The 19,592-nt window shown below is 69.1% G+C and carries 15 protein-coding genes, 1 tRNA gene and 3 pseudogenes; 8 read left to right on the forward strand and 11 right to left on the reverse strand.

All coding sequences use genetic code 11. From position 1 onward, the window contains the following. Positions 1–174: 174 nt before the first annotated feature. From ABD54_RS04125 to ABD54_RS04135, 3 genes are all read right to left on the reverse strand, one after another. Positions 175–1,446: a hypothetical protein gene (locus tag ABD54_RS04125; protein ID WP_047868107.1), complete on the reverse strand. Its 1,272-nt coding sequence runs from the start codon at positions 1,444–1,446 to the stop codon at positions 175–177. Positions 1,447–1,572: 126 nt separating this feature from the next. Next, positions 1,573–2,139 carry an NADPH-dependent FMN reductase gene (locus ABD54_RS04130; RefSeq protein WP_047868077.1) on the reverse strand — a complete coding sequence of 189 codons (567 nt, stop codon included), beginning with the start codon at positions 2,137–2,139 and terminating at the stop codon, positions 1,573–1,575. 136 nt (positions 2,140–2,275) lie between these two features. Continuing rightward, complete coding sequence (locus ABD54_RS04135) at positions 2,276–2,764, reverse strand: MarR family winged helix-turn-helix transcriptional regulator (RefSeq protein ID WP_235431972.1); 489 nt, start codon at positions 2,762–2,764, stop codon at positions 2,276–2,278. Between the two features lie 149 nt (positions 2,765–2,913). On the opposite strand from ABD54_RS04135, the gene ABD54_RS04140 reads away from it, so the two are divergent. Further along, on the forward strand, positions 2,914–3,339 hold the full coding sequence (locus ABD54_RS04140) for a Rid family hydrolase (protein ID WP_047868079.1): 426 nt from the start codon (positions 2,914–2,916) through the stop codon (positions 3,337–3,339). Positions 3,340–3,657: 318 nt separating this feature from the next. Here ABD54_RS04140 and ABD54_RS04145 read toward each other — a convergent pair whose 3' ends face one another. From ABD54_RS04145 to ABD54_RS04155, 3 genes are all read right to left on the reverse strand, one after another. Further along, positions 3,658–5,046 carry a DEAD/DEAH box helicase gene (locus ABD54_RS04145; RefSeq protein WP_047868080.1) on the reverse strand — a complete coding sequence of 463 codons (1,389 nt, stop codon included), beginning with the start codon at positions 5,044–5,046 and terminating at the stop codon, positions 3,658–3,660. Between the two features lie 242 nt (positions 5,047–5,288). Next, entirely contained in the window at positions 5,289–5,492 is a 204-nt protein-coding gene (locus ABD54_RS04150) for a cold-shock protein (RefSeq protein WP_047868081.1), read from the reverse strand. 474 nt (positions 5,493–5,966) lie between these two features. After that, positions 5,967–6,602: a TetR/AcrR family transcriptional regulator gene (locus tag ABD54_RS04155; RefSeq protein ID WP_047868082.1), complete on the reverse strand. Its 636-nt coding sequence runs from the start codon at positions 6,600–6,602 to the stop codon at positions 5,967–5,969. 109 nt (positions 6,603–6,711) lie between these two features. Between ABD54_RS04155 and ABD54_RS04160 the strand changes: the two genes are divergently transcribed. The 5 genes and pseudogenes from ABD54_RS04160 to ABD54_RS04175 all read left to right on the forward strand — a co-directional run bounded on the left by ABD54_RS04160 (position 6,712) and on the right by ABD54_RS04175 (position 10,554). Beyond that, positions 6,712–7,494: an SDR family NAD(P)-dependent oxidoreductase gene (locus ABD54_RS04160; RefSeq protein WP_047868083.1), complete on the forward strand. Its 783-nt coding sequence runs from the start codon at positions 6,712–6,714 to the stop codon at positions 7,492–7,494. A gap of 340 nt (positions 7,495–7,834) precedes the next feature. Continuing rightward, positions 7,835–8,026, forward strand: a pseudogene (locus tag ABD54_RS29460) (NUDIX hydrolase); the annotation flags it as partial. 614 nt (positions 8,027–8,640) lie between these two features. Continuing rightward, a complete protein-coding gene (locus ABD54_RS04170; RefSeq protein ID WP_235431974.1) occupies positions 8,641–9,081 on the forward strand; it encodes an NUDIX domain-containing protein in 441 nt (146 codons plus the stop codon). Positions 9,082–9,947: 866 nt separating this feature from the next. Next, positions 9,948–10,196 (forward strand): annotated as a pseudogene (locus ABD54_RS26990) (tyrosine-type recombinase/integrase); the annotation flags it as partial. A gap of 282 nt (positions 10,197–10,478) precedes the next feature. Beyond that, positions 10,479–10,554 (forward strand) — tRNA-Lys (locus ABD54_RS04175). A 419-nt stretch (positions 10,555–10,973) separates the two neighbouring features. Here the strand turns inward: ABD54_RS04175 and ABD54_RS04180 are convergent. From ABD54_RS04180 to ABD54_RS26995, 4 genes and pseudogenes are all read right to left on the reverse strand, one after another. Further along, positions 10,974–11,633 (reverse strand): ABC transporter ATP-binding protein, encoded by a 660-nt coding sequence (locus ABD54_RS04180; protein ID WP_047868085.1) that lies wholly within the window; start codon positions 11,631–11,633, stop codon positions 10,974–10,976. Between the two features lie 17 nt (positions 11,634–11,650). Next, complete coding sequence (locus ABD54_RS26665; RefSeq protein WP_053063532.1) at positions 11,651–12,328, reverse strand: hypothetical protein; 678 nt, start codon at positions 12,326–12,328, stop codon at positions 11,651–11,653. Positions 12,329–12,394: 66 nt separating this feature from the next. Further along, positions 12,395–13,723: a hypothetical protein gene (locus tag ABD54_RS26670; RefSeq protein WP_053063533.1), complete on the reverse strand. Its 1,329-nt coding sequence runs from the start codon at positions 13,721–13,723 to the stop codon at positions 12,395–12,397. Between the two features lie 48 nt (positions 13,724–13,771). Further along, positions 13,772–13,975 (reverse strand): annotated as a pseudogene (locus ABD54_RS26995) (lactococcin 972 family bacteriocin); the annotation flags it as partial. 365 nt (positions 13,976–14,340) lie between these two features. Between ABD54_RS26995 and ABD54_RS04190 the strand changes: the two are divergent. Both ABD54_RS04190 and ABD54_RS04195 read left to right on the forward strand, forming a co-directional pair. Next, the gene (locus tag ABD54_RS04190; protein ID WP_047868086.1) at positions 14,341–16,428 is read left to right on the forward strand and encodes a hypothetical protein; all 2,088 of its coding nucleotides are present in this window, start codon (positions 14,341–14,343) and stop codon (positions 16,426–16,428) included. 557 nt (positions 16,429–16,985) lie between these two features. After that, on the forward strand, positions 16,986–18,548 hold the full coding sequence (locus tag ABD54_RS04195) for a GMC family oxidoreductase (protein WP_047868087.1): 1,563 nt from the start codon (positions 16,986–16,988) through the stop codon (positions 18,546–18,548). Positions 18,549–18,658: 110 nt separating this feature from the next. Here ABD54_RS04195 and ABD54_RS04200 read toward each other — a convergent pair whose 3' ends face one another. After that, complete coding sequence (locus ABD54_RS04200) at positions 18,659–19,558, reverse strand: metalloregulator ArsR/SmtB family transcription factor (protein ID WP_047868088.1); 900 nt, start codon at positions 19,556–19,558, stop codon at positions 18,659–18,661. Positions 19,559–19,592: the final 34 nt, after the last annotated feature.

The following is a 19,592-nucleotide window of genomic DNA, read 5'->3' on the forward strand; positions in this document are numbered from 1 at the left end:
AGTGTTCCCGGCCCCGGGGCGGCGGCGCGGACGCCCGGAGCACCCGCGCCGCCGCCGGGCCACGCCGAGGCCTCAGGGGCCCGTCGGAACGCGGTGTCGGGTTGGGAAACCTCCGGGGCCCGTACGGACGACACGGTGGCGGGGGCGTGACAGGTGAGGCCCGCCCCCGGGACGTCACCCGCGAAGCACGGCCGCGACGATGTCCTCCACCTGGCCGACGATCGCCGCGCGGTCGCGCTCGAACTCGGGGTCGGTGACGCCGTCGCCGGGACCGAGGTCCAGGACCGGGGTGTGCACGTGGCCGGCGGGGATGTCCAGGCCGGTCGCGTCGCGCAGCAGGGTGTTGCGGTAGGCGATCTCGTTGGAGAGGTAGTCGCCCCCGCCCCCGGCCCGCGCCTCGGAGCCCGGGGTGGGCCCGTCCTCGCTCACCACCGGCTCGGTCCCGCCCTCGGGGATCTCGGTCACCGCGGTGTTGTCGACCACGGGGAACGGCGCGCCGGTGGTGCGCTCGACGATCGCGGAGTGGTCCAGGGAGGAGTCCGACCACTGCGGCTGCGGTGCGACGGTGGGGACGCCGTCCGGAACGGGCACCGTCTCCGCCGTGCCGACGGACTCGTTGTCCGGGGCGCCGCCCCGCCAGGCGCCGTTGTGGGCCTCCAGGTCGAACCGGCCCGGTCGGCCCTGGCTGACGGTGACGACCGCGTCGACGGGCCGGTCGCCGGTGTAGTGCGGCAGGAGGGCCTCCTCGACCATGCCGTCGGTGAAGTCGCGCCAGCGCACCGGGAAGAGCATGGTCTCGACGACCGCGACACCGGCGTCGGTCTCGATCACCGCCCCGTCCAGGGCGAGGGCGGCCGCGCCGGAGGGGTTGGCCTGGCGGATGTCGTCGTCGAGGCGGAACGGGTCGAACCCGGTCACGACGACGTGGAGGGCCTCGGGCTCCCCGCGGACCTCGGCGAAGCCGGTGTCGTCGTGGCCGCGGGAGCGGCGGTCCATGTCGGCCACGAGCCCGGCTCGGTCGGCGTCGCTCAGCTCGAAGTCCGGCTGCCAGCGGTTGAGTGCCGAGGTCATGGCGAGCCGGGTCCAGTAGACCGGCCGGTCGTCCCCGTCGCTCAGGCTCCCCCCGACCTTCCCGTTCCCCTGGACCCGGTCCACCGCCTCGCGCCAGAGCGCGTCGCCGTGGCGTTCGACGACCGCGCTCGCCTCGTCCGTTCCGGACGCCGCGCAAAGTTCCCGCGTGAAGCGGTCCGCGTTCATGACCAGCCCGGACCTGCGCAGGATCTCCTGCGGAACCTCCTCGTCGACCCGCGCCTCCTCGACGGTGGCGCCGTCCCGGCCGAGGCAGTCGGTCGCCCGCTCGGCCCGGGCCGGGGCGCCCAGGGCGATGACGGGGGCGGCGATGAGCGCGGACGCCGCGATGCGGGGGATGGTCTGGTGGATGCGCACGCTGGCCTCACTCCGTTGTTCGATGTGTTCGGCGAGGGGGAAGTAGGAGCTTCCCTCTTTCACAGGAGTCACACCGTCCCCCTGCATAGGACAGGAGCGGTCGGCCTCGCCCGCGAAGGAGCCGGGCTACTCCAGGAGCAGGTCCGTCGCCTTCTTCTGACGGGAGTAGGACAGCGCAGCGGCCATCTCGTCCATGGCCAGCCGGACCCGCTCCAGCACCGCCGGATCGCGGAACTCGCCATGGGAGTCCACCCTGGCGGGAGCCCCGGAGACCGTGACCGAGTCGACCAGGACGCTCCCCATCAGGGTCAGCGTGGGAATCAGTGCGAGGTGGCCGCGCATACCGCCCGCCTGCCCCGGTGACGCGCTCATGAGGAGGGTCGGCTTGCCGGTGAGCCCTCCGGAGCCGATCAGCCAGTCCATGGCGTTCTTGGTGGCTCCGGAGGGGCCGTGCGCGTACTCGGGGGTCGCGATGATCACGCCCTCGGTCCGGTCGGCGCAGGACCGGAACCTCGCGACGACCTCCGGCAGGTCCTCGTCGTTGTCCAGGTCGGGGTTGAACAGGGGGAGGCGTCCGGCCAGGTCACCGCCGACCACGGAGACACCGGGGTTGCTGCGGCCCGCCAGACGCAGCAGTGCTGCGTTGTGGGAGTTCCTGCGCAGGCTGCCGCAGATACCCAGTACCGTCCACACGGCCGTCCCCCCGTTCCGGAGTCGTCAGCACAGTACCCCCCGAAGCCCCGGCGTGTTCGTGGAAGCCACCCGAAACGGCGGATCGGGGACCCGGCCCCCGTCCCGGGTCGCGGCACGGGACGGGACGGAACCGCTGTCAGCCGAGGCCGTCGGGAACGATGCCGAGTTTTTCCGCGATGCGGGCGAGGGCCTTCAGGTCGGTCGCGTTGAGCGGGTCGAGGACGGTGCGGCGCACGGAGCGCAGATGCGTGGGCGCCGCCGAGCGCACGAGGTCGAAACCGACGTCGGTGAGTTCGGCGATGGTGTAGCGGCCGTCGTCCGGGTCGGGCTTCCGCACGGCCCAGCCGCGCTGTTCACAGCGTTTGACGACGTTGGACAGCCGGGAGAGCGAACCGCTGGCGAGGAAGGCCAGCTCCCCCATCCGCAGCCTGCGTCCCGGTGCCTCGGAGAGGTGGCTGAGCACGAGGTACTCGAACAGGCTGAGGCCGTTGTCCCGCCTCAGCGGTGACTCCAGCTTGCCGGGCAGCAGCAGGACGAGGGAGACCAGGCCCGTCCAGGCCGCCTTCTCCTGCTCGTCTAGCCATCGCGGCTCCCCGTCGTCCCCGTGCCCGTGTGTGCCGCTCATGGGCCCTTCCGTGCCGCTCATGGAACGTCCCGCCCTTCCGGCGAATCCCGCCATCACCTGACGCTTGAAGTCATTGCTTGCTAGTTTCACTTTACGCTTGAAGTCAATGAAGGGGAAACCCACCCCTGCGGCAAGGAAGAGGGAGCATCATGAGCACCGTCACCTTCGGCATCGCTCCGGGCTACGGCGAGAAGCTGCACGCGGCCCTCGGCTACAGCGGGGCCGTCCGCGTCGGCGACCGGGTCGAGATCTCCGGCCAAGCCGGAGTGGACGACGACCTGGCCATCCCCGACTCGCTGGAGGACGAGATCGTCCGGGCCTTCGACAACGTGGAGCGCACGCTCGCCACGGTCGGCGCGACCTGGAGGGACGTCATCCACGTCAACTCGTACCACAAGGTCACGCCGGGAGACGACGTGATCGGCGACGACCACAACAGGGTCATGGCCGAGCAGTTCCGCCGCCGCCTCGGCGGTCGCGCGCCGATCTGGACAGAGACCGGCGTCACCGTCCTCGGCCTCGCCGCGATGCGCGTGGAGATCCGCGTCACCGCCATCGTCGGCTCAGGGAGCTGATCCGCCGCCCCGCACAGCGGGCGGGCCGCCGGGGAGGCGGGCCTCACCGGCCGGGCCCCCGACCCCGGTGACAGACCTTTCCCGCCCGGCCCTCGCCACGACGGCAAGACGCTCGCGTCCGCTGCCGGTGCCCAGGGGCGGTTGACGCAGTGCCTGGCGGGTGTCACGCGTCCGAGGCCGGAGAGCGATCATCGGAGCGGCCCGGCGGCCCCGGGCGGGGAGCGGCCTCTTTCCGGGCGTGGGCGGGCATCCGCGTTTTGGAGAACCAGCCCGACGGGGCCCCGGGGCATCCTGCTCCGGAGCCCCGTCGTGGTCGGGTCAGCGGCGCGGTCGGCGTGCCGCGGCACCGCGGTGCCGCCGCTCCCGCGGGCCCCCGGCGGGCACGGCGACCGGTACGCCCGAGGGCTCACGCGCTCCGGTCACCCTGGTCAGCTCCACGTCCTGGGCGTCCACCCGAGCGGTGTGCGCGTCGATCCGGGCCCGGCTCATCAGCCGGGTCATGTCGCGCCGCTGGCTGGGCAGCACGAGCGTGACCACGCTGCCCGTCTCGCCAGCGCGCGCGGTGCGCCCGCCCCGGTGCAGGTAGTCCTTGTGATCGGTGGGCGGGTCGATGTTGACCACCAGGTCCAGCCCGTCCACGTGGATGCCGCGCGCGGCGACGTTGGTGGCGACCAGCGCGGTCACGGCGCCCCTCTTGAACTGGTCGAGGGTGCGGGTGCGCTGAGGCTGGGACCGCCCGCCGTGCAGCGGCGCGGCGAGGACCCCGTTGGCCAGCAGGTGCTCGGCCATCCGGTCCACGGCGCGCTTGGTGTCCAGGAACATGATCACCCGACCGTCGCGGGCCGCGATCCAGGTCACGACGTCCTGCTTGTCGGCGTGCGACACGTGCATGACGTGGTGCTCCATGGTGGAGACCGCGCCCTCGGACAGGTCGACCGAGTGGACCACCGGGTCGTTCAGGAACCGGCGGACCAACGTGTCGACGTTGCGGTCCAGGGTGGCCGAGAACAGCATGCGTCGACCGTCGGCCGGAACCTGCTGGAGGATCGCGGTGACCTGGGGCATGAAGCCCATGTCGGTCATCTGGTCGGCCTCGTCCAGGACGGTGGCGTCCACCCGGTCCAGAACGCAGTCGCCGCGCTCCATCAGGTCGCGCAGACGGCCCGGGGTGGCCACGACCAGCTCCACACCCTGACGCAGGGCGCGGGCCTGACGGCTGATGGGCATGCCGCCCACCACGGTCACCGTGCGAGTCCCCACCGACCGTGCGTAGGGCGCGAGCGCGTCGGCCACCTGTTGGGCCAGCTCCCGCGTGGGGGCGAGCACCACGGCCAGGGGGCGGCGGGGCTCGGCCTTGCGCCCGTCGAGCTGGGCGAGCAGCGCCAGTCCGAAGGCCAGGGTCTTGCCCGAACCGGTCCGACTGCGGCCCAGGACGTCGCGCCCGGCCAGGGAGTTCGGCAGGGTGGCCGCCTGGATCTCGGACGGGACCGTCAGCCCCTGCCGGGCCAGGGTCCGCTTCAACGGTGCGGGCATGTCCAGCGCCTCGAAGGACTCCACCGGCGGGAGGGCCGGGGTGACGGTGACCGGGAGGGCGAACTCCCCGGAAGGGCCGCCGGGCCCGGGGTGTCCGGACGTGCGGGGACGCTTTCGGCCGTATCCCCGGGAGGGACGGCCGCGGCTGGTGTCGGTGCGGTGCGGATAACTCATATGAGGCCTTTCGCCAGCGGCGTTCGCCGGGCGGGAGGCCTTTCGGCCTCGCAGGGGGAAACCGGAGTACGCCGGAGAAGTAATGCGGGTGTCCGCGCCCGCCCGGAGGACTCCGGGGCGCGGTGGACGCCGGTGCCGTTCGGGGGGGCGACGGCTGGAAAAACCGGCGGAGAAAAAGAAAAAGCGGCAGGGGCCCAGCGCCCTGAGGGCGGGCCCCTGCCGCAGGAGGAGCGTCAGCTCCCCTAGACCAGGGTGATGTTCTCAGCCTGGGGACCCTTGGCCCCCGCGACGGCGTCGAACTGCACGCTCTGGCCCTCGGCCAGTTCACGGTAGCCCGTGGCCTGGATGTTCGAGTAGTGGGCGAAGACGTCGGGACCGCCGCCGTCCTGCTCGATGAAGCCGAAGCCCTTTTCGCCGTTGAACCACTTGACCGTACCGGTCGCCATAGGGATACCTCTCGTTCGGAACATGAAGAAAACCGCAGATGACGATTTTCCCGTCACCGCGGTGATCGCCCGAAAAGATGGAGTCCATCGGGGTTCACGACTGCAACTACTCAGAACCTACCACACAGGAATCCCCCTGTCCCGAAAAAGCGGTGTGCCGCAGGACACCGGAATGCGTGGTGCAGGGGATGGAGGAAATGTGTTGCGACCGAAGTATTTTTTCTGGGCCGGGAAAACTCAGATCCGGTTTTCGGGGAATCCCCGGACCGCCCCGCTCGACCCGGCGCCGGGTGGCCGCCCGTCGGGCACGGGCGTTGGGCACGGGCGTTGGGCACAGGCCACGGCCAGATCCGCCCGTTTTTCCGCGATTACCAACGCATCCGTCTTCGCCCCCGGCGTTCGTCGCGGCGCCGGTCCGGTCGGAGCGACGTCGCCGAGCAGCCGATCGTCATTCACGCACCGCGCACGGCTGCTTCAGGCGGCGGTGTTCGCCGTGCCGTATCTGGCCTCCATCATCAGTACGGCCTCGTCCACGACGCGCGCCGTCGACGCGTCGTCGGGTGACCAGTCGACGAGCAGCATCCGGGGCCAGAGGACGTAGTTGGAGATCATCCCGAGGAACTGGGTCGCCGCCAGCTCCGTGTCGTCCAGCCGGGCCGTTCCCAGGGCGTTCTCGGCGTCGAGATAGCGGCGCACCGAGTCGAAGTAGGGCATCTTGCCGCGTTCGAAGTGGGCCTCGCCCAACTCCGGGAAGCGCGGCAGTTCGGCGATGACGATGCGGAAGAGGGCCGCCATTCCGGGCCGGGTGAGGAGGGTGACGTACCGGCGGCCGAGTGCCGTCAGGCCCGCCCGCAGGTCGCCCGCCGCTGGGTGCAGGCCGTCGTCGTCCTCGACCGCCCAGGACTCCGCCACCATCGCGTCGAACAGCGCCGCCTTGGTCGGGAACTGCTTGAACAGAGTCGCCTTCGACACCCCTGCCGCCTCGGCGACCTTGGCCAGTGAGGTGCCGGCGTACCCGGCGTCGAGGAACAGGCGGGTGGCGGCCTTGAGGATGGCCGCCCGCTTCTGCTCGGCGACGCGCCGGTGGTAGGGCGAGGACTCCGTCGTCATGGGCACCACTCTACGCGAGGCGAGTCACTTGACTCACCACCTGCCATGTGCGTAGCTTTGGCGAGGCGAGTCACTCGACTCACCACTATTCCACAGGGAGGACCCCGTCATGGGACGCTTCGACAAGCAGACCGTTCTCGTCACCGGTGGCACTGGCGGGCAGGGGGCCAGCCACGTTCGCGCCTACCATCAGGAGGGGGCGAACGTCGTCGTCGCCGCGCTCTCCGAAGGGCTCGGCCAAGAGCTCGCCGCCGAACTCGGCGAGCGGGCGCTGTTCGTCCGCCTGGACGTCACCGACGAGGACGCCTGGGCGGCGGCGGTCAACGAGACCGAACGCCGGTTCGGCCCGATCTCGGTCCTGGTCAACAACGCCGGCGTCCAGAACCCCGCAGCGCCGATCGAGGCCACCGAACGGCGGGTCTGGGACCGCGTACTCGACGTCAACCTCACCGGCGCGTTTCTCGGCGTCAAGACCGCGGCCCCGTCACTGCGCCGCAACGGCGGCGGAGTGATCGTCAACATCGCCTCCACGATGGCCCACGCCGGGACCCCGCTCTACGCGCCGTACGTCGCCAGCAAGTGGGCGTTGCGCGGGCTCACCAGGACCGCCGCGCTGGAGCTGGGCCGGGACGGCATCCGGGTCAACTCCATCCACCCCGGCGTCATCTCCACCCCGTTGATCAACGAACCGATCGCCGGGCAGCCGCCCATCGCCGACTTCTACTCGCCCGAGCCCTACGCCGTCCCCCGGATGGGGACCCCGGCCGACGTCACCACCCTCCTCCTCCACCTCACCTCGGCCGACGCCTCGTTCGTCACGGGATCGGAGTTCGTCGCGGACGGCGGGCTCCTGCTCGGCCCCGCCCTGCGGCCCGACACGACGGCAGCCTGACCGGATCGCCAGCCGCGCCCCGCACGCCCCCGCCGCCCCGCCGACACCGCCCGGCGGTCCGGCACCCATGGAGTTCCGGAAGAGACAGCCGAGCAGCGTGACCTGAGAGCCGTGGAGCACGGCTCCACAAGATCCGGTACACGCCAGCCAGTGGATCGAGGGCACGCTCCGGAAACCGTTCCCCGGCACACGGCAAGGAGACGGGGTGGTCATGGGCCGTCAGCACGGCCGGGGCTGAAGAGCGCGCATGGAGAGACCGGACGGCCCCGGGAACGGGGAAACCCCAGGGCGGAATCCTCAAATAGGGACTCTGAACTGGGGTTTTGCGGGTAGGCCCCCAGGGGTTCGAAACCAGCCCCAGATCATCTACCTGGCCCGAGGCGCCGACCTCACCGACACCCCTCCAGACGTCAACGAAGCCCAGGAGATCCGCTGGTGGCCCCTGGAGGAGGCAGTGGAGATGATCACCCGGGGAGAGGTCGTCGGCGCCTCCACCGTGGTCGCCCTGTACCGGGCACTCACCCTGGCATGACCTCCCTGACCCGTGCCGTGAACTCCTCCACCTCGGTCAGGTTCTCGTGAGGCCGGAGCCGGTGCCGCAGACGGTGCGGGTAGGACGACACACGTTGTGACTGCAAACCCTCCACCAGGTCCAAGGCCACCCCAGCGACCCATACCGCCTTCTACGCTTCGTCGCTCAACTCCATGCTGTGCTCTGCGTTCCCTGAGTGCTCTAGGCATTACGCAGAGGGGCGCCCAAATCGGTGACCGAAGAGTGGGTCGGACAAATCCGCACTCGGTTGTTCCGGGCGTAGGCGGCCAGAGCCAAGGACAGTTTGGGTGCGGCGCCATGAGGCGCGGTGTGACCGTGGTGACTGTTCTCGAGTACCGGCCGCGCCCGTGAGGAGACGAAGTCGGCGTAGTAGGGGTGGTGAACCAGCACCGCACGCACACGCCCCAGCTTCGCGGCCTCCTCCAGCAGGAGGGTGATCCCCGGTTTTCCGCCGACCGGGAAATGCTCTTTCGGTAGGTACAGTGTCAATTCGGACCTACGCGTCCCGAGCCCGCCCGCGGCGATGGCGACGTGGGCGTACGGGATCTTCTTTTGCCGCCGCACGGATGACCTTCCGTGGCTAGGGTTCGGTTATGGACGTACGAGTGACGGGCCTCCTCGTAGAGCACGGGAAGGTGCTGCTTCTCGACCAGGACACAGACGGCCCGCGCCGTTGGAGCCTGCCCGGGGGCCGGGTTGAGGAGAGGGAGCCGCTGCGGAACGCACTGGTCCGCGAGATGCGTGAGGAGACGGGCCTCGACATCGAGGCGGACCGGCTGCTGTACGTGTGCGACCACATCATTCCCGAGAAGGAACTGCACATCGTCCACATGACCTTCGAGGTACGGCGCGCGGGTGGAACGATCGGTGGGATAGCGGAAGGCCTGGACACCCGACCGATCCGGGGCGTGGAATTCGTGAAACTCGGTGATCTGACCGGCCTCGGCTTCAGCGAGCGGTTCGTCCGGTTGATCGAGGACGGCTTTCCCGGAGCGGGTTCCTACATGGGACCCAAATCAGCCATCGGGCTGTGACAGGGCTTCGGCCACGGCCCGGTCGAGATCGGCCAAGGGGTGGCCGCCGGTGTCCAACAGCGAGAGCCATGACCGGAGCCGGTCCGCGATCTCTCGGGCTGATCGCGGCGAACCGGATGAGGCACCTCCGATCAGGCGCATCCCCACGCCTCGGGAGGCACCCAGCAACGTCCGCGACCGCCTGCGGACGACTTCTTCGCGGGAGCCCGGCGTGTTCCACGCGGCCCCGTGGAGATAGCGGCTGACCGGTGCCCGGGGCGGCCCCGATGGCCCGTCCACACACCACACCTGGAGATTGCCCACCGGTGGTGGACCGCCGTACAGGGCAGCCCCGGTTCGCCGACCGGTGCCACATCCCCACCCGGTAATCGCAGTTACCCGCCTGAGCGTCTGCGGTGAACGTGTTCATCTCCATTCGGGACGGCAGTCGTGCGCCTTCCCAGAGTGCGCAGGCGGCGGCGCCGATCCACGTCACCCAGTAGGCCGGGTGGTCCTCGGAGCCGGGGCTCACAGACCAGCTCCCGTCCGGGGCGGGACGCAGGCGTCCTCCCCGCTGGTGGGGCATGGGGATCGCCATCAGGTGGGCGTCGCCGTGGGTGTTCCTCAACCCGGCCTTGTTCAGCGCGTTGAGCAGGGCGCACATGTCCTCGTTGGCGACCAGTGTGTTCCGCCAGGTGATCCCGAGGGCTCGGCCTGGACCAGGTCCAAGACCTTGCGGCGGAACTCGGCGGGGTATCCACGACGTCCCACGATGTCTCCTTGAGGTCACGTGGTCCCAGAATCCAGAAATCCGACTCCGAAGAACGCTGGACACACCACCACCTCCAATAAACCAGGTACGAAACACCGCCTGGCGCCCGGCCCGGGCCACCGACTGGTTCGCCCGCATCGCCCACGCGGCGGGCCTGCCGCCGATCAGCCTGCACGGACTGCGCCACGGAGCGGCGTCGATGAGTCTGGCCGCCGGGGTGGACGTCAAGGTGGTCCCGGCCGAGCTCGGCCACGCCACCGCCCACTTCACCCGGGACACCTACCAGACCGTGTTCCCCGACGTGGCCAAAGCCGCCGCTGAGGCCACCGCGGCCATGCTCAAACCCGCCACCAGCAGGGCGTAGACAACAGCACACCGTCAGCCCCCGCTCGGGTTATCGGCGCCATCGCCCGAGCGGGGGCCTTGCTGCGCGCCGAGCCGAGGAGGTGCCGTCGAAGCGGGGCGGTGTTGGTGTGCTCGGTGGTGGCTCCGCCGTCGCCGCCCTGCTTCCCCAAGCAGGGCGCGGGTGTGCCCGAGCAGTGAGCAGCCTCGGGTCCTGCAGGGGTGTACCAGCCACCGAGAACCCGTATGGCTACGGTAGAGTTGGCTCCGGCGACGGCCAGGACCACGCTCCGAGTCGCATCGCGGGCCTCTAGCTCAATTGGCAGAGCAACGGACTTTTAATCCGTGGGTTCAGGGTTCGAGCCCCTGGGGGCCTACCAAGAAAAACCACAGGACCAAGCCTCATATTTTCGATCTCAGGCCTCGAGTTTCCTTTTGGTTGAATTAATTCTTCACAGAAACATGTTTGGCATTTGCCAGGCTTCACGGATTCAATAGTCGAGGCTGAGACTAAGGCCGTGAGCGACCACCCCGAACCGAGCCTTAATAGCGCTTTAAAGGTCGGCGTCGGGCGATAATACGGCGCGCCGCGCACCTACTCGGGCGATAGTACTGTCAACCCCGGTCAGGCCCGGTGGTGTGCCTGTGGCTACATCTCCCTGGTGGCGGGTTCGAGCATGGCCGCAGCGGTCTTGGCCACGCCGGAACCCGGCACGAGACAAGGGGTAGACGGGTCGGTAGACCATGACAGGCTCCAAACGTTGGGCGGCCTCCTTCGCCTACTCCTCCCCGGCCCTTTTCAGATGCCCTCCCAATGGCCTCCGAATCCGGCAGTGAGCTGGTTGGCATGAACATCGAAGATCGCGTCGCAAGCATCACGCACCCCATCGTTGTGGGTGGCGATCACCACCGCACAGCCCTCACGGCTCATCTGACGGAGCACATCCACGACCATGGTGCCGTTGCCGTCGTCCAACGCGCCGGTGGGCTCGTCAGCCAGCACCAGGGAGGGCCGCTTGACCATGAGCCGGGCCAGGGCGACGCGCTGCTGCTCACCACCGGATAGGTAGTGCACCCGCTCCGCCTCACGCCCGGCCAGACCGACTCGTTCCAACGCACCAGCGTGGTCGGGCTTGCTGCCGCGGCGTCGGGCGATGTCGAGATTGGCCTTGATGGTGGCGTTCTCGATCAGGGCGTAGTTCTGGAACAGATAGCCCAGGTGGTCACGGCGGAAACGCCTTTGAGCACCGGGGCCCAAGCGGGTGACATCGCGGTCGTCGAAGAGGATGTGCCCGTGGCTGGGCCTTTGCAGCAAACCCATGCAGTTGAGCAGGGTGGTCTTGCCCGAGCCCGAAGGGCCGGTGAGGGCGAGCATCTGGCCGGCCCGTATGTCGAGGTCGATGTCTTCCCACAGGGTGCGGGAGCCGAAGGACTTGGACAGGTTCTTCACGACAAGCATGGTGTTCCCTGGGATGTTCAGGCCTGTGAGGCGCCTTCGCGGACGATCCGACGGTGAACGTAGGCGAGTACGGCAAGGATGAGCAGGAGTCCGGCAGTTGCGATGGCAAACGCGAGAAGGGGTTCGAGGCCGGTGATCGATGCCTCGGGCGATACGGACATGGGGTGGGACGGATCAGCCTGCTGTTCGAGTCTGATGACGGTACGCCAGATGACCCAGCCGACGAACGCGAGTGCGAGCAGGCCCTCGGCGATCAGCAGTCGCCGATGGGTCGATGCGAACGACCATCCGCTGATGTGGCGGGCGAAGATCGTCTGGGCCTGAGTCCGGACGTGGATGATACACACAGCGACAGTGGTCATCAGCAGCACCGAAGTGGCGGCGGCGAGGTTGAAGCTTTGCAGCCGCAGGTCGCGGACGAGGGAGGCGTGATGGTCTGCGGCGCTGGTGACAACCATCTGGAGACCGTTGATGTAGGTGGAGAACGGAGGGTGGGCGATGGATTCCTCGACCACGTCGGGGTCGGGGAAGACGATCGCCGACTGGGTGGCGTAGGTGGTGTAGTTGAAGTCGGACAGTACGGCCCCGTTGGGCAGCGCGATGATCACCGGATCGTCGAGGAAGGGCTGGCTGTGGAGCTCACCGGGCTTGGTGGATCCGTAGGTGAAGATCTGCTGGCCCTCGGCTGCGGGCAACGTCTCGATATCGATGACCGCGTTGTTTTCGGAGCCGCTGGCGAACTCAACCCACCTCTCTGCTCCCTACGCAAGGGCTTCTTCCTGGTCAGCAAGGGCCACGGGTAGAAGGACGCGCACACTGTCGGCGGTGCCGTAGCGCTCTCCGGTGGGCAAGAGGACCTCTTCGTGCTCCAGATAGGTGTCGTTGACCACCAGTACATCGAAATCGGGGCGGGGCGCTCCCTGAGGGGCTATGACCTCCCCTCGTTCCTGGGCGGTGAGGATGATCTGTCCCTCGGTATCGGCTTGGCGCAGCCATCCGCCGATGAGCGGGTCCATCATCTCGCCCATCTCCGCGAAGTCGACACTTCCCGACAGCATGATCCGCGATGCCTGCCCGGCCTGGGCGAAAGTGTCGAAGCTTTCCTGCTGGCTGCGTACGTTCTGGGCCGAGACGACGACAGAGCCGATGATCGTGAGCACGAGTACCAGCGCGGGAATCCGGACGAAGTAGGCGCTCGTACCGGCCAGCCGGGCCGGGATCCTTCCCTTGAGGGCGCCGGGGATGTCGGTGGTGTGAAGCAGGGCCAGCGCGAGAGTGTGGGCGAGCAGACCGGTGAGGAGGAACAGGGCCAGGAGCCAGCCCGTGATGCGGGCGAACAAGGCGAACTGGGCGAGCCCGTTGTACAGCAGGAGGGCCGCGATGATGCCTGCTGTCACGCAGCCGCCCACGGTGAGGTAGAACCGGAGGAGCTGGGCCAGGTCGCGTGCGAGTATGCGGCCGTAGGAATACCCCTGCAGGCGCAGGACACCGTAGGTTTTGGCGTTCAGCAGGACACCGGAGCCGCTGACGGTGACACCGAGCAGCAGGATGATGATGAGGGCGGTGTTGAGGTCACCGCCGTAGAGGAAGAAGTCAGTCCAGTGCATGACGGAACCGCCACCGCTGTTGGTGTCGCGCAGACCGATACCAGCGAGAGCGGTCTCGAAGGCCGCGGTGTCCTCCTCGTTTCCGAAAACCAGGTAGAACCCACGGGGATCGGATCGGTCCAGCTCGTCGAACGGGTGGACCTCGGTGCGCATGCTGTGCCCGAACGACGGATAGCCGTCCTCCACCCAGTTCGCGGCGAGTGAGCCGGGTTCTCCGGTCGCCAGGTAGAGGTGGCGGACACTGCCGGGGTCTCGCAGGTCAGGGACCTGGAGTCCGACGGAGACGCCTGTGTGCTCGGCGAAGTCTTCGACGGTGTCGACGATCCGCGCGATATCGGCGGTGTCGTCGTTGCCGCTGATCCAGACAATTCCCGCCGGTACTGTGGTCGCCAGCTCTTCGTATGTCCGGATCGCAAGGAAGGACAGGAAGGCAGCGAAGAGGAGGAAAGCCAGATGGATGAAGGTGATGCTTCGATGAAGCACAGGGGCTCCGTGATGTTCAGTGGCACGAAAGAGACCGCCGGTGGTATGTCACCGGCGGCCTGTACGGCGCTGGTCGGCGTTTAGAAAACTAAAATAGCAACTGGTGCGCCAGTAGGTTTCGTTGTTCTTGTTGGCACGGGGCGCACTGGCATATGACCAACTGCCGGCCGGAGCCGAGTCGCGTGAGGTGTATGTGCCTACCGCAGTGGATCCGTGGCAGACGGTCGGGTGGTCGTAGTTGGAAAACACACGGGCCGAACTCGATGGTCGATCGTAGGCGCCCGAACGTCCAGTTCAAAAAGGAAAGTGACGCCGAAAGAGCACACCCACTGCATCCCTTGGGGTTGCGAGAGCGTTCCGCCGTTCCCCAAGGTCCGCCACCGAATCATCCTGGGCAGCCGAGTCGAACACTCCCGGTGGAAGGCCGTGGGCGCCGGTGACGTCAACGTGCGTCGACGGTAACCGTTTCCAGGTAGGCTACGACGATCCCCTCAGTCCGGGCGGCCATGAGAACAATCGTCCACCGCTTCATGCCGAGAAGCTGAGCATCAGCGAAACAGTTCACCATTCGGACTCGTTCAGCTCACACCATCACCCTCCTCCCCTAGAAGAAAACCATGCCGATCCGCGGTATCGCTTTCGCACACACGGCCTTTCTCCTGCTCTCCGCACTCCTGTCGTTCCTCGTCGCCAGAGAGCTTTTGGAAGCCACGCCGGACCCCGAGGCGACGCTCGTGCAGGTGCAGGGCGGCAACACGGCCGCCGAGCAGAACGGTGTCTCGGAGGCGATCGTGTCCTTCGCCGAGGAACACAGGGTGAACATCGCCATGGAAACCGCCGATGTGCGCGATCCAGGAGGTCTACGCCATCTCCACATGGCCGTGGGGAACCCCGAACAGCCCGGCGCTTCCTGGCTCGACGAAGGCTATCCCGGCCTCTCCTTGGACCATCGGACCGAGGTTCACCCGTGGAACGAGGCCGCTGAACTGGATCCGCGCGGCACCTACCACCTCTTCGGCGAGGAAGGCAGCGCGACGGCCTTCCTCGACGCCATGTCCGTGTACGGGCTGGACGGCTACGTCGCTCCGGAGTACCAGACGGTCGAGTGGTTCGAGATCGTCCGGGACGCGGCCCTGTTCGACGCCTTCACCGTCGCCCTCCTGTGCGGAGTGATCGGTATCGCCACCAGTGTGCTGCTCAACGCCCGCTCCTACGCCGTCCTGCGCTTGCACGGCATGTCACCGTCCCGCATCCTTCTGCGCGACCTGGGGCAGTTGGCACCGTACTGGTCGGCTGCCGCCGTGACCATCACGACGCTCATGACGGCGCTTCTCTGCGTCCACGGAGCGCTGCCGCGTTGGGGACTGCTCCTGGAAGTGGCCCTGTTCTACCTCTCGGCGTTCAGCGCCGCAGGGGTTGCCGCACACATCGCCGCGCTGGCTCTGGTGCACGCCACCGACGTCCTTCCGGCCCTCAAGGGTCGGCTGGCCGTGCGGCTGGCCACTGTCTCCACCTACGCCGTCCGCGTTCCAGCCCTGGTCCTCGTCCTCGGTCTGATGGCGAGCCTGGCCCTGAGCCTTCAGGTTCTCCAAGGCCAGCGCCGAGCCCACGAAGCCTTCGCCGAGGCCGGTGACACCTCCCGGTTCCACTTCTCCCAGGCGGCGGACGAGTTGCAGGGGCAGGAGACGACACAGGCGTTCGGTGAGTCGCTCCGTGCTCTCGACGAGCGGGGGCGGCTTCTCCTCGCGGCTCCCGGCGAGAGCGCTTCCGTCCTGCGTACGACGGCCGTGCCCGAGGACCTGTCCCTGATCGTCGTCAACGACACGTATCTGCGACGGCATCCCGTCCTGGATCCCGAGGGGAGACCGTACGGCCCCTCCACCGGCAGCGGTGAGGTGCGCGTCCTGGTCCCCGAGGCCCGCGCCGACCTGACGGACGTTCTCCGGGAGGAGGTCGGACTGTGGCTGTGTGAGTCCTGGGAGACGAACGGCGGCGTGCCCCCGCGTACCCGGGTGGAGACGGCACCCAGCCGGGCCGGGCAACAGTTGTTCACCTACGGCGCCACGCCCCTGGGGACCCAGAGCGACGTGCCCTTCGTCCAGGACCCCGTGATCGTCGCCGTACCCAACGGTTCCGCGGCCCTGCACCCCTTCGTCCACTACCACTCCTACGCCACCATGGGCGCGGCCCTCCCCCTCGACCGGGAGGGTGCCCTCGAAGTCGTGGATGAGCAGGAACTGTCCGCCTACGTCGACAGCGTCCAACCGGTGGCGCTGGCCGCCGCCGATGAGTACCGGGAGGCCTCCGCCCGGGTCCGTATGGAAGCAGCGACCCTCATCGCCGCGTTCTGCGTCCTCCTTGTCACCGGAGTCACCGTATGCGTCGTCCATGCCCGGGCACATGGTCAACTGGTCCTGGCCCGACACCTCCACGGTTGGCGTTTCCTGACCACGCACCGGTCGCTGGTGACTTTGGAAGTAGTACTCGCTGTCTTCTTCGTCGGGTGGGCTGCGTGGAACACGATGGGGAATCTGGCGTTCTTCGATGCCTCGTCGGCGGCGGTTCCGAGTGACACCGCCATGCGGGCCGTGGTCGTGGAACCCTTCATGGCGGCGGGGATCTCCGTGTCGAGCTTGGGGCTGATGGTGGCGGTGCTGGTGCTCTTCCACCGCCGTATCGTTCGTGAGTCCTCGGCTGCCGCATAGAGGTGGAGGCACGGGCGAGGCTGGCGAGCGCACATGGAGCGAAACCAAGGTGGAATGGGCACCCGTTTTGTCCAGACCACCCGCCCTGAACTGCGGTTTTGACGCGGACAAGCGGTGTGATCACGCTTATTAAAAGTCCGTTGCTCTGCCAATTGAGCTAGAGGCCCGCGACACGGCTCGGAGCATGGTCCCGGCCGTCGCCGGAGCCGACTCCACCGTAGCCATACGGGCTCTGGACGGCTTGGTACACCCCCACCGAACCCGAGGCCGCCCATAGCGCGCGCCGGGACCCGGAGCCGCCGGACCCCGCTCCGACACGGAGTCACCGTCGCATCCGGCGGTGCTCGCGGCGGGGCGGTGCGGTCCTCCGCCGGATCCTCCGTGCGCGTCGGGGCCACCGTTCCGGGCCGTCGGAGCGACACACGGGGTTTGACCCCACCCATTTGGGGATGAACGTTCATTCTTGAGGGCATCGGGGACGCGGCGGAGAACGCCAGCCCGCAAGGGCCGGGGCGGTACACGCCTGCGGCAGGTCACACTACGGCGGAAGGCGAGACATGACGGGCGACGGCTGGGACGTCATCGTGGTGGGTGCGGGATCGGCGGGCGCGGCGCTCGCGGTCCGCACAGCCGAGAAGGGCGGGCGGGTCCTCCTGCTGGAGGCCGGTCCCGACTACCGTTCGGCGCAGATGCACGAGGCGTGGCGCTCACCGAGCCCGGCCGTCGCCCTGATGGACCCCGCGGCCCTGGAGGGGATGCTCTGGACGGGGCTGGACTCCTCGCGCACCGACAGCCAGGAGCGGGCGCCGTACTGGCGGGGCCGGGGCGTGGGCGGCAGTTCCTCGGTCAACGGCCAGATCGCGATCCGGCCCCCGATGGCGGACTTCGAGGACTGGGCCGCCCTCGGCTGCACGGGCTGGTCTCCGGAGGACGTCCTGCCCTACTTCGCCCGGCTGGAGGACGACGAGGAGTTCGGCGACGGGCCCCACCACGGCCGCGGCGGCCCGACCCCGATCCACCGGGCACCTCGGGAGCGGTGGGGGGCGGTCGACGCCGCGCTGTGCGACTCCGCCCTGGCCGCCGGGTTCGCGTGGGCCCCCGACGTCAACGCACCGGGCGCGACGGGGGTCTCCCCCTATCCGATCAACTCGCGCGACGGGCGCCGGGTGTCGGTCAACGACGCCTACCTTGAGGGGGCCCGGAAGCTGGACAACCTCACCGTCCGCGGGGACGCGCTGGTGGACCGGGTCCTCTTCGACGGCGACCGGGCCGCGGGGGTCCGTTACGTCACCGGGGGCGGCGCGGTGACCGAGCACGCCGACACGGTGGTGCTCAGCGCCGGCGTCATCCACTCCCCCGCGATCCTGATGCGCTCGGGGGTGGGTCCGGCCGACCACCTGCGCTCCCTCGGCGTCGAGGTGCGACGGGACCTTCCCGTGGGGCTGGGCATGCAGGACCACCCGATGGCGATGCTGGCGCTCCCGCTGACAGGGGAGGCGTCCGTGAAGTCACCGCACGACCGGCACACCAACGTCTGCGTCCGCTGGACCAGCGGCGCCGACGCCCCGGCCAACGACATGATGTTCATCGCCATGAACCAGAACGTGCTGGCCATGGCGTCCGCCTCCACCGACGCCGTCGCGGGCGCCTACGGCGTGTGGCTCAACCGGAACCACTCCCGCGGGGTGCTGACGCTGGCCTCGGCCGACCCCTCGGAGCAGCCGCTGGTGCGGCAGCGGATGCTGTCCGACGAGCGCGACCTCTCCCGGCTGCGCCTGGGTGTACGGGAGCTGGTGGAACTGGCCGGTCGCCCCGAGACGGCCGCCGTCACGAGGGGGCCGCTGGAGGAGGCGAACCGGGAGCTGTTCGCCGCGCTCGACGACGACCGTGCGCTCGACGCCCACCTGTTGGCGACCGTGGGCGACGCGCAGCACGGCACCAGTACGTGTCGCATGGGCCCTCCCGGAGACCCCGACACGGTCGTCGACTCCGCGTGCCGAGTGCTGGGTGTGGAGGGCCTGCGCGTGGTCGACGCGTCGGTCTTCCCCTCCGTGCCCCGCGCCAACACCAATCTCGCCGCGATCATGGTCGGCGAACTCATGGCCGACCGCCTCGGCTGAGGGACCGCACGTCCGCCCGCACCGCCGCGTCCGGAGCGCCTCTCCCGTGAGGCGGTGGCGCCCTCTCCTCGGCGGGCCGCTCCGCGCCGCCGGGGCAGCTCCTATCGGTGTCAGGGGTGCGGGCGGCCCGGAGCGTCGGCACGGGGAGCATCGCCGGACCCGGTTTCCTCCTCCGGGCTCCGCCGCTCCAGCAGGACGGTGTCGCGCCAGACCCCGTGGTGGCGGGCGACGCGCTCGCGCACGCCCACGGTGCGGTAGCCCGCTTGGTGGTGCAGGGCCAGGCTGGCGCGGTTCTCGGGGAAGACCGAGGTCTGGAGCGTCCACAGCCCGGCGGCGTCGGCCTCGGTGACCTGCCGGTACAGCAGCGCCTTGCCCACGCCCCGGCCGCGCGCGTCCTCGGCGACGTAGACCGAGGTCTCGGCCACCCCGGCGTAGACCTCTCGGGTCGAGACGGGCGAGGCGGCGGCCCAGCCGACGACGCGGCCGTCCGACTCGGCCACCCAGCGGTGCCCGCGAATCCACCGGTCCCTCAGCGCGTCCGCTCCGGGGACCTCGGTCTCGAAGGTGGCGTGGCCGCTGGCGACGCCTTGGGCGTAGATCTCCCGGACCGCGTCCAGGTCGGCGTCGGCCATGGCGCGGGTGGTGACGTCGGCGGGCAGGTCGGTGGGGCAGCACGGGCGGGCGTTGAGCACGCCCATCACCGCGTCGGCGGCGTGCGGCAGGCCGGTGCAGCAGGCGGGGTTGACGGCGACCCGGGTGGAGGTGCCCGCCTTGGTGAGGGTCACGAAGCCCACGTCGGCGAGCTTGCGCAGGTGGTGGGAGACGGTGGGCTGGCGGACTCCCACCATCTCGGCGAGCTGGCCCACGCTGACCGAGCCGGGGGTGGTGGCGATGGCGTGCAGGAGCCGGACGCGCATGGGTTCGGCCAGGCAGGCGAACCAGGCGGCGTAGGTCTCGGCGTCGGCGGCGGGGAGGAGGCCGCCCCGGTGCTCGGGCGTCTTCACAGTCATGGCATCAATTATCGACGAAGATCTATGGTTGCGT

The sequence above is a fragment of the Nocardiopsis sp. RV163 genome, from assembly GCF_001029525.1.
Taxonomy (GTDB): domain Bacteria; phylum Actinomycetota; class Actinomycetes; order Streptosporangiales; family Streptosporangiaceae; genus Nocardiopsis; species Nocardiopsis dassonvillei.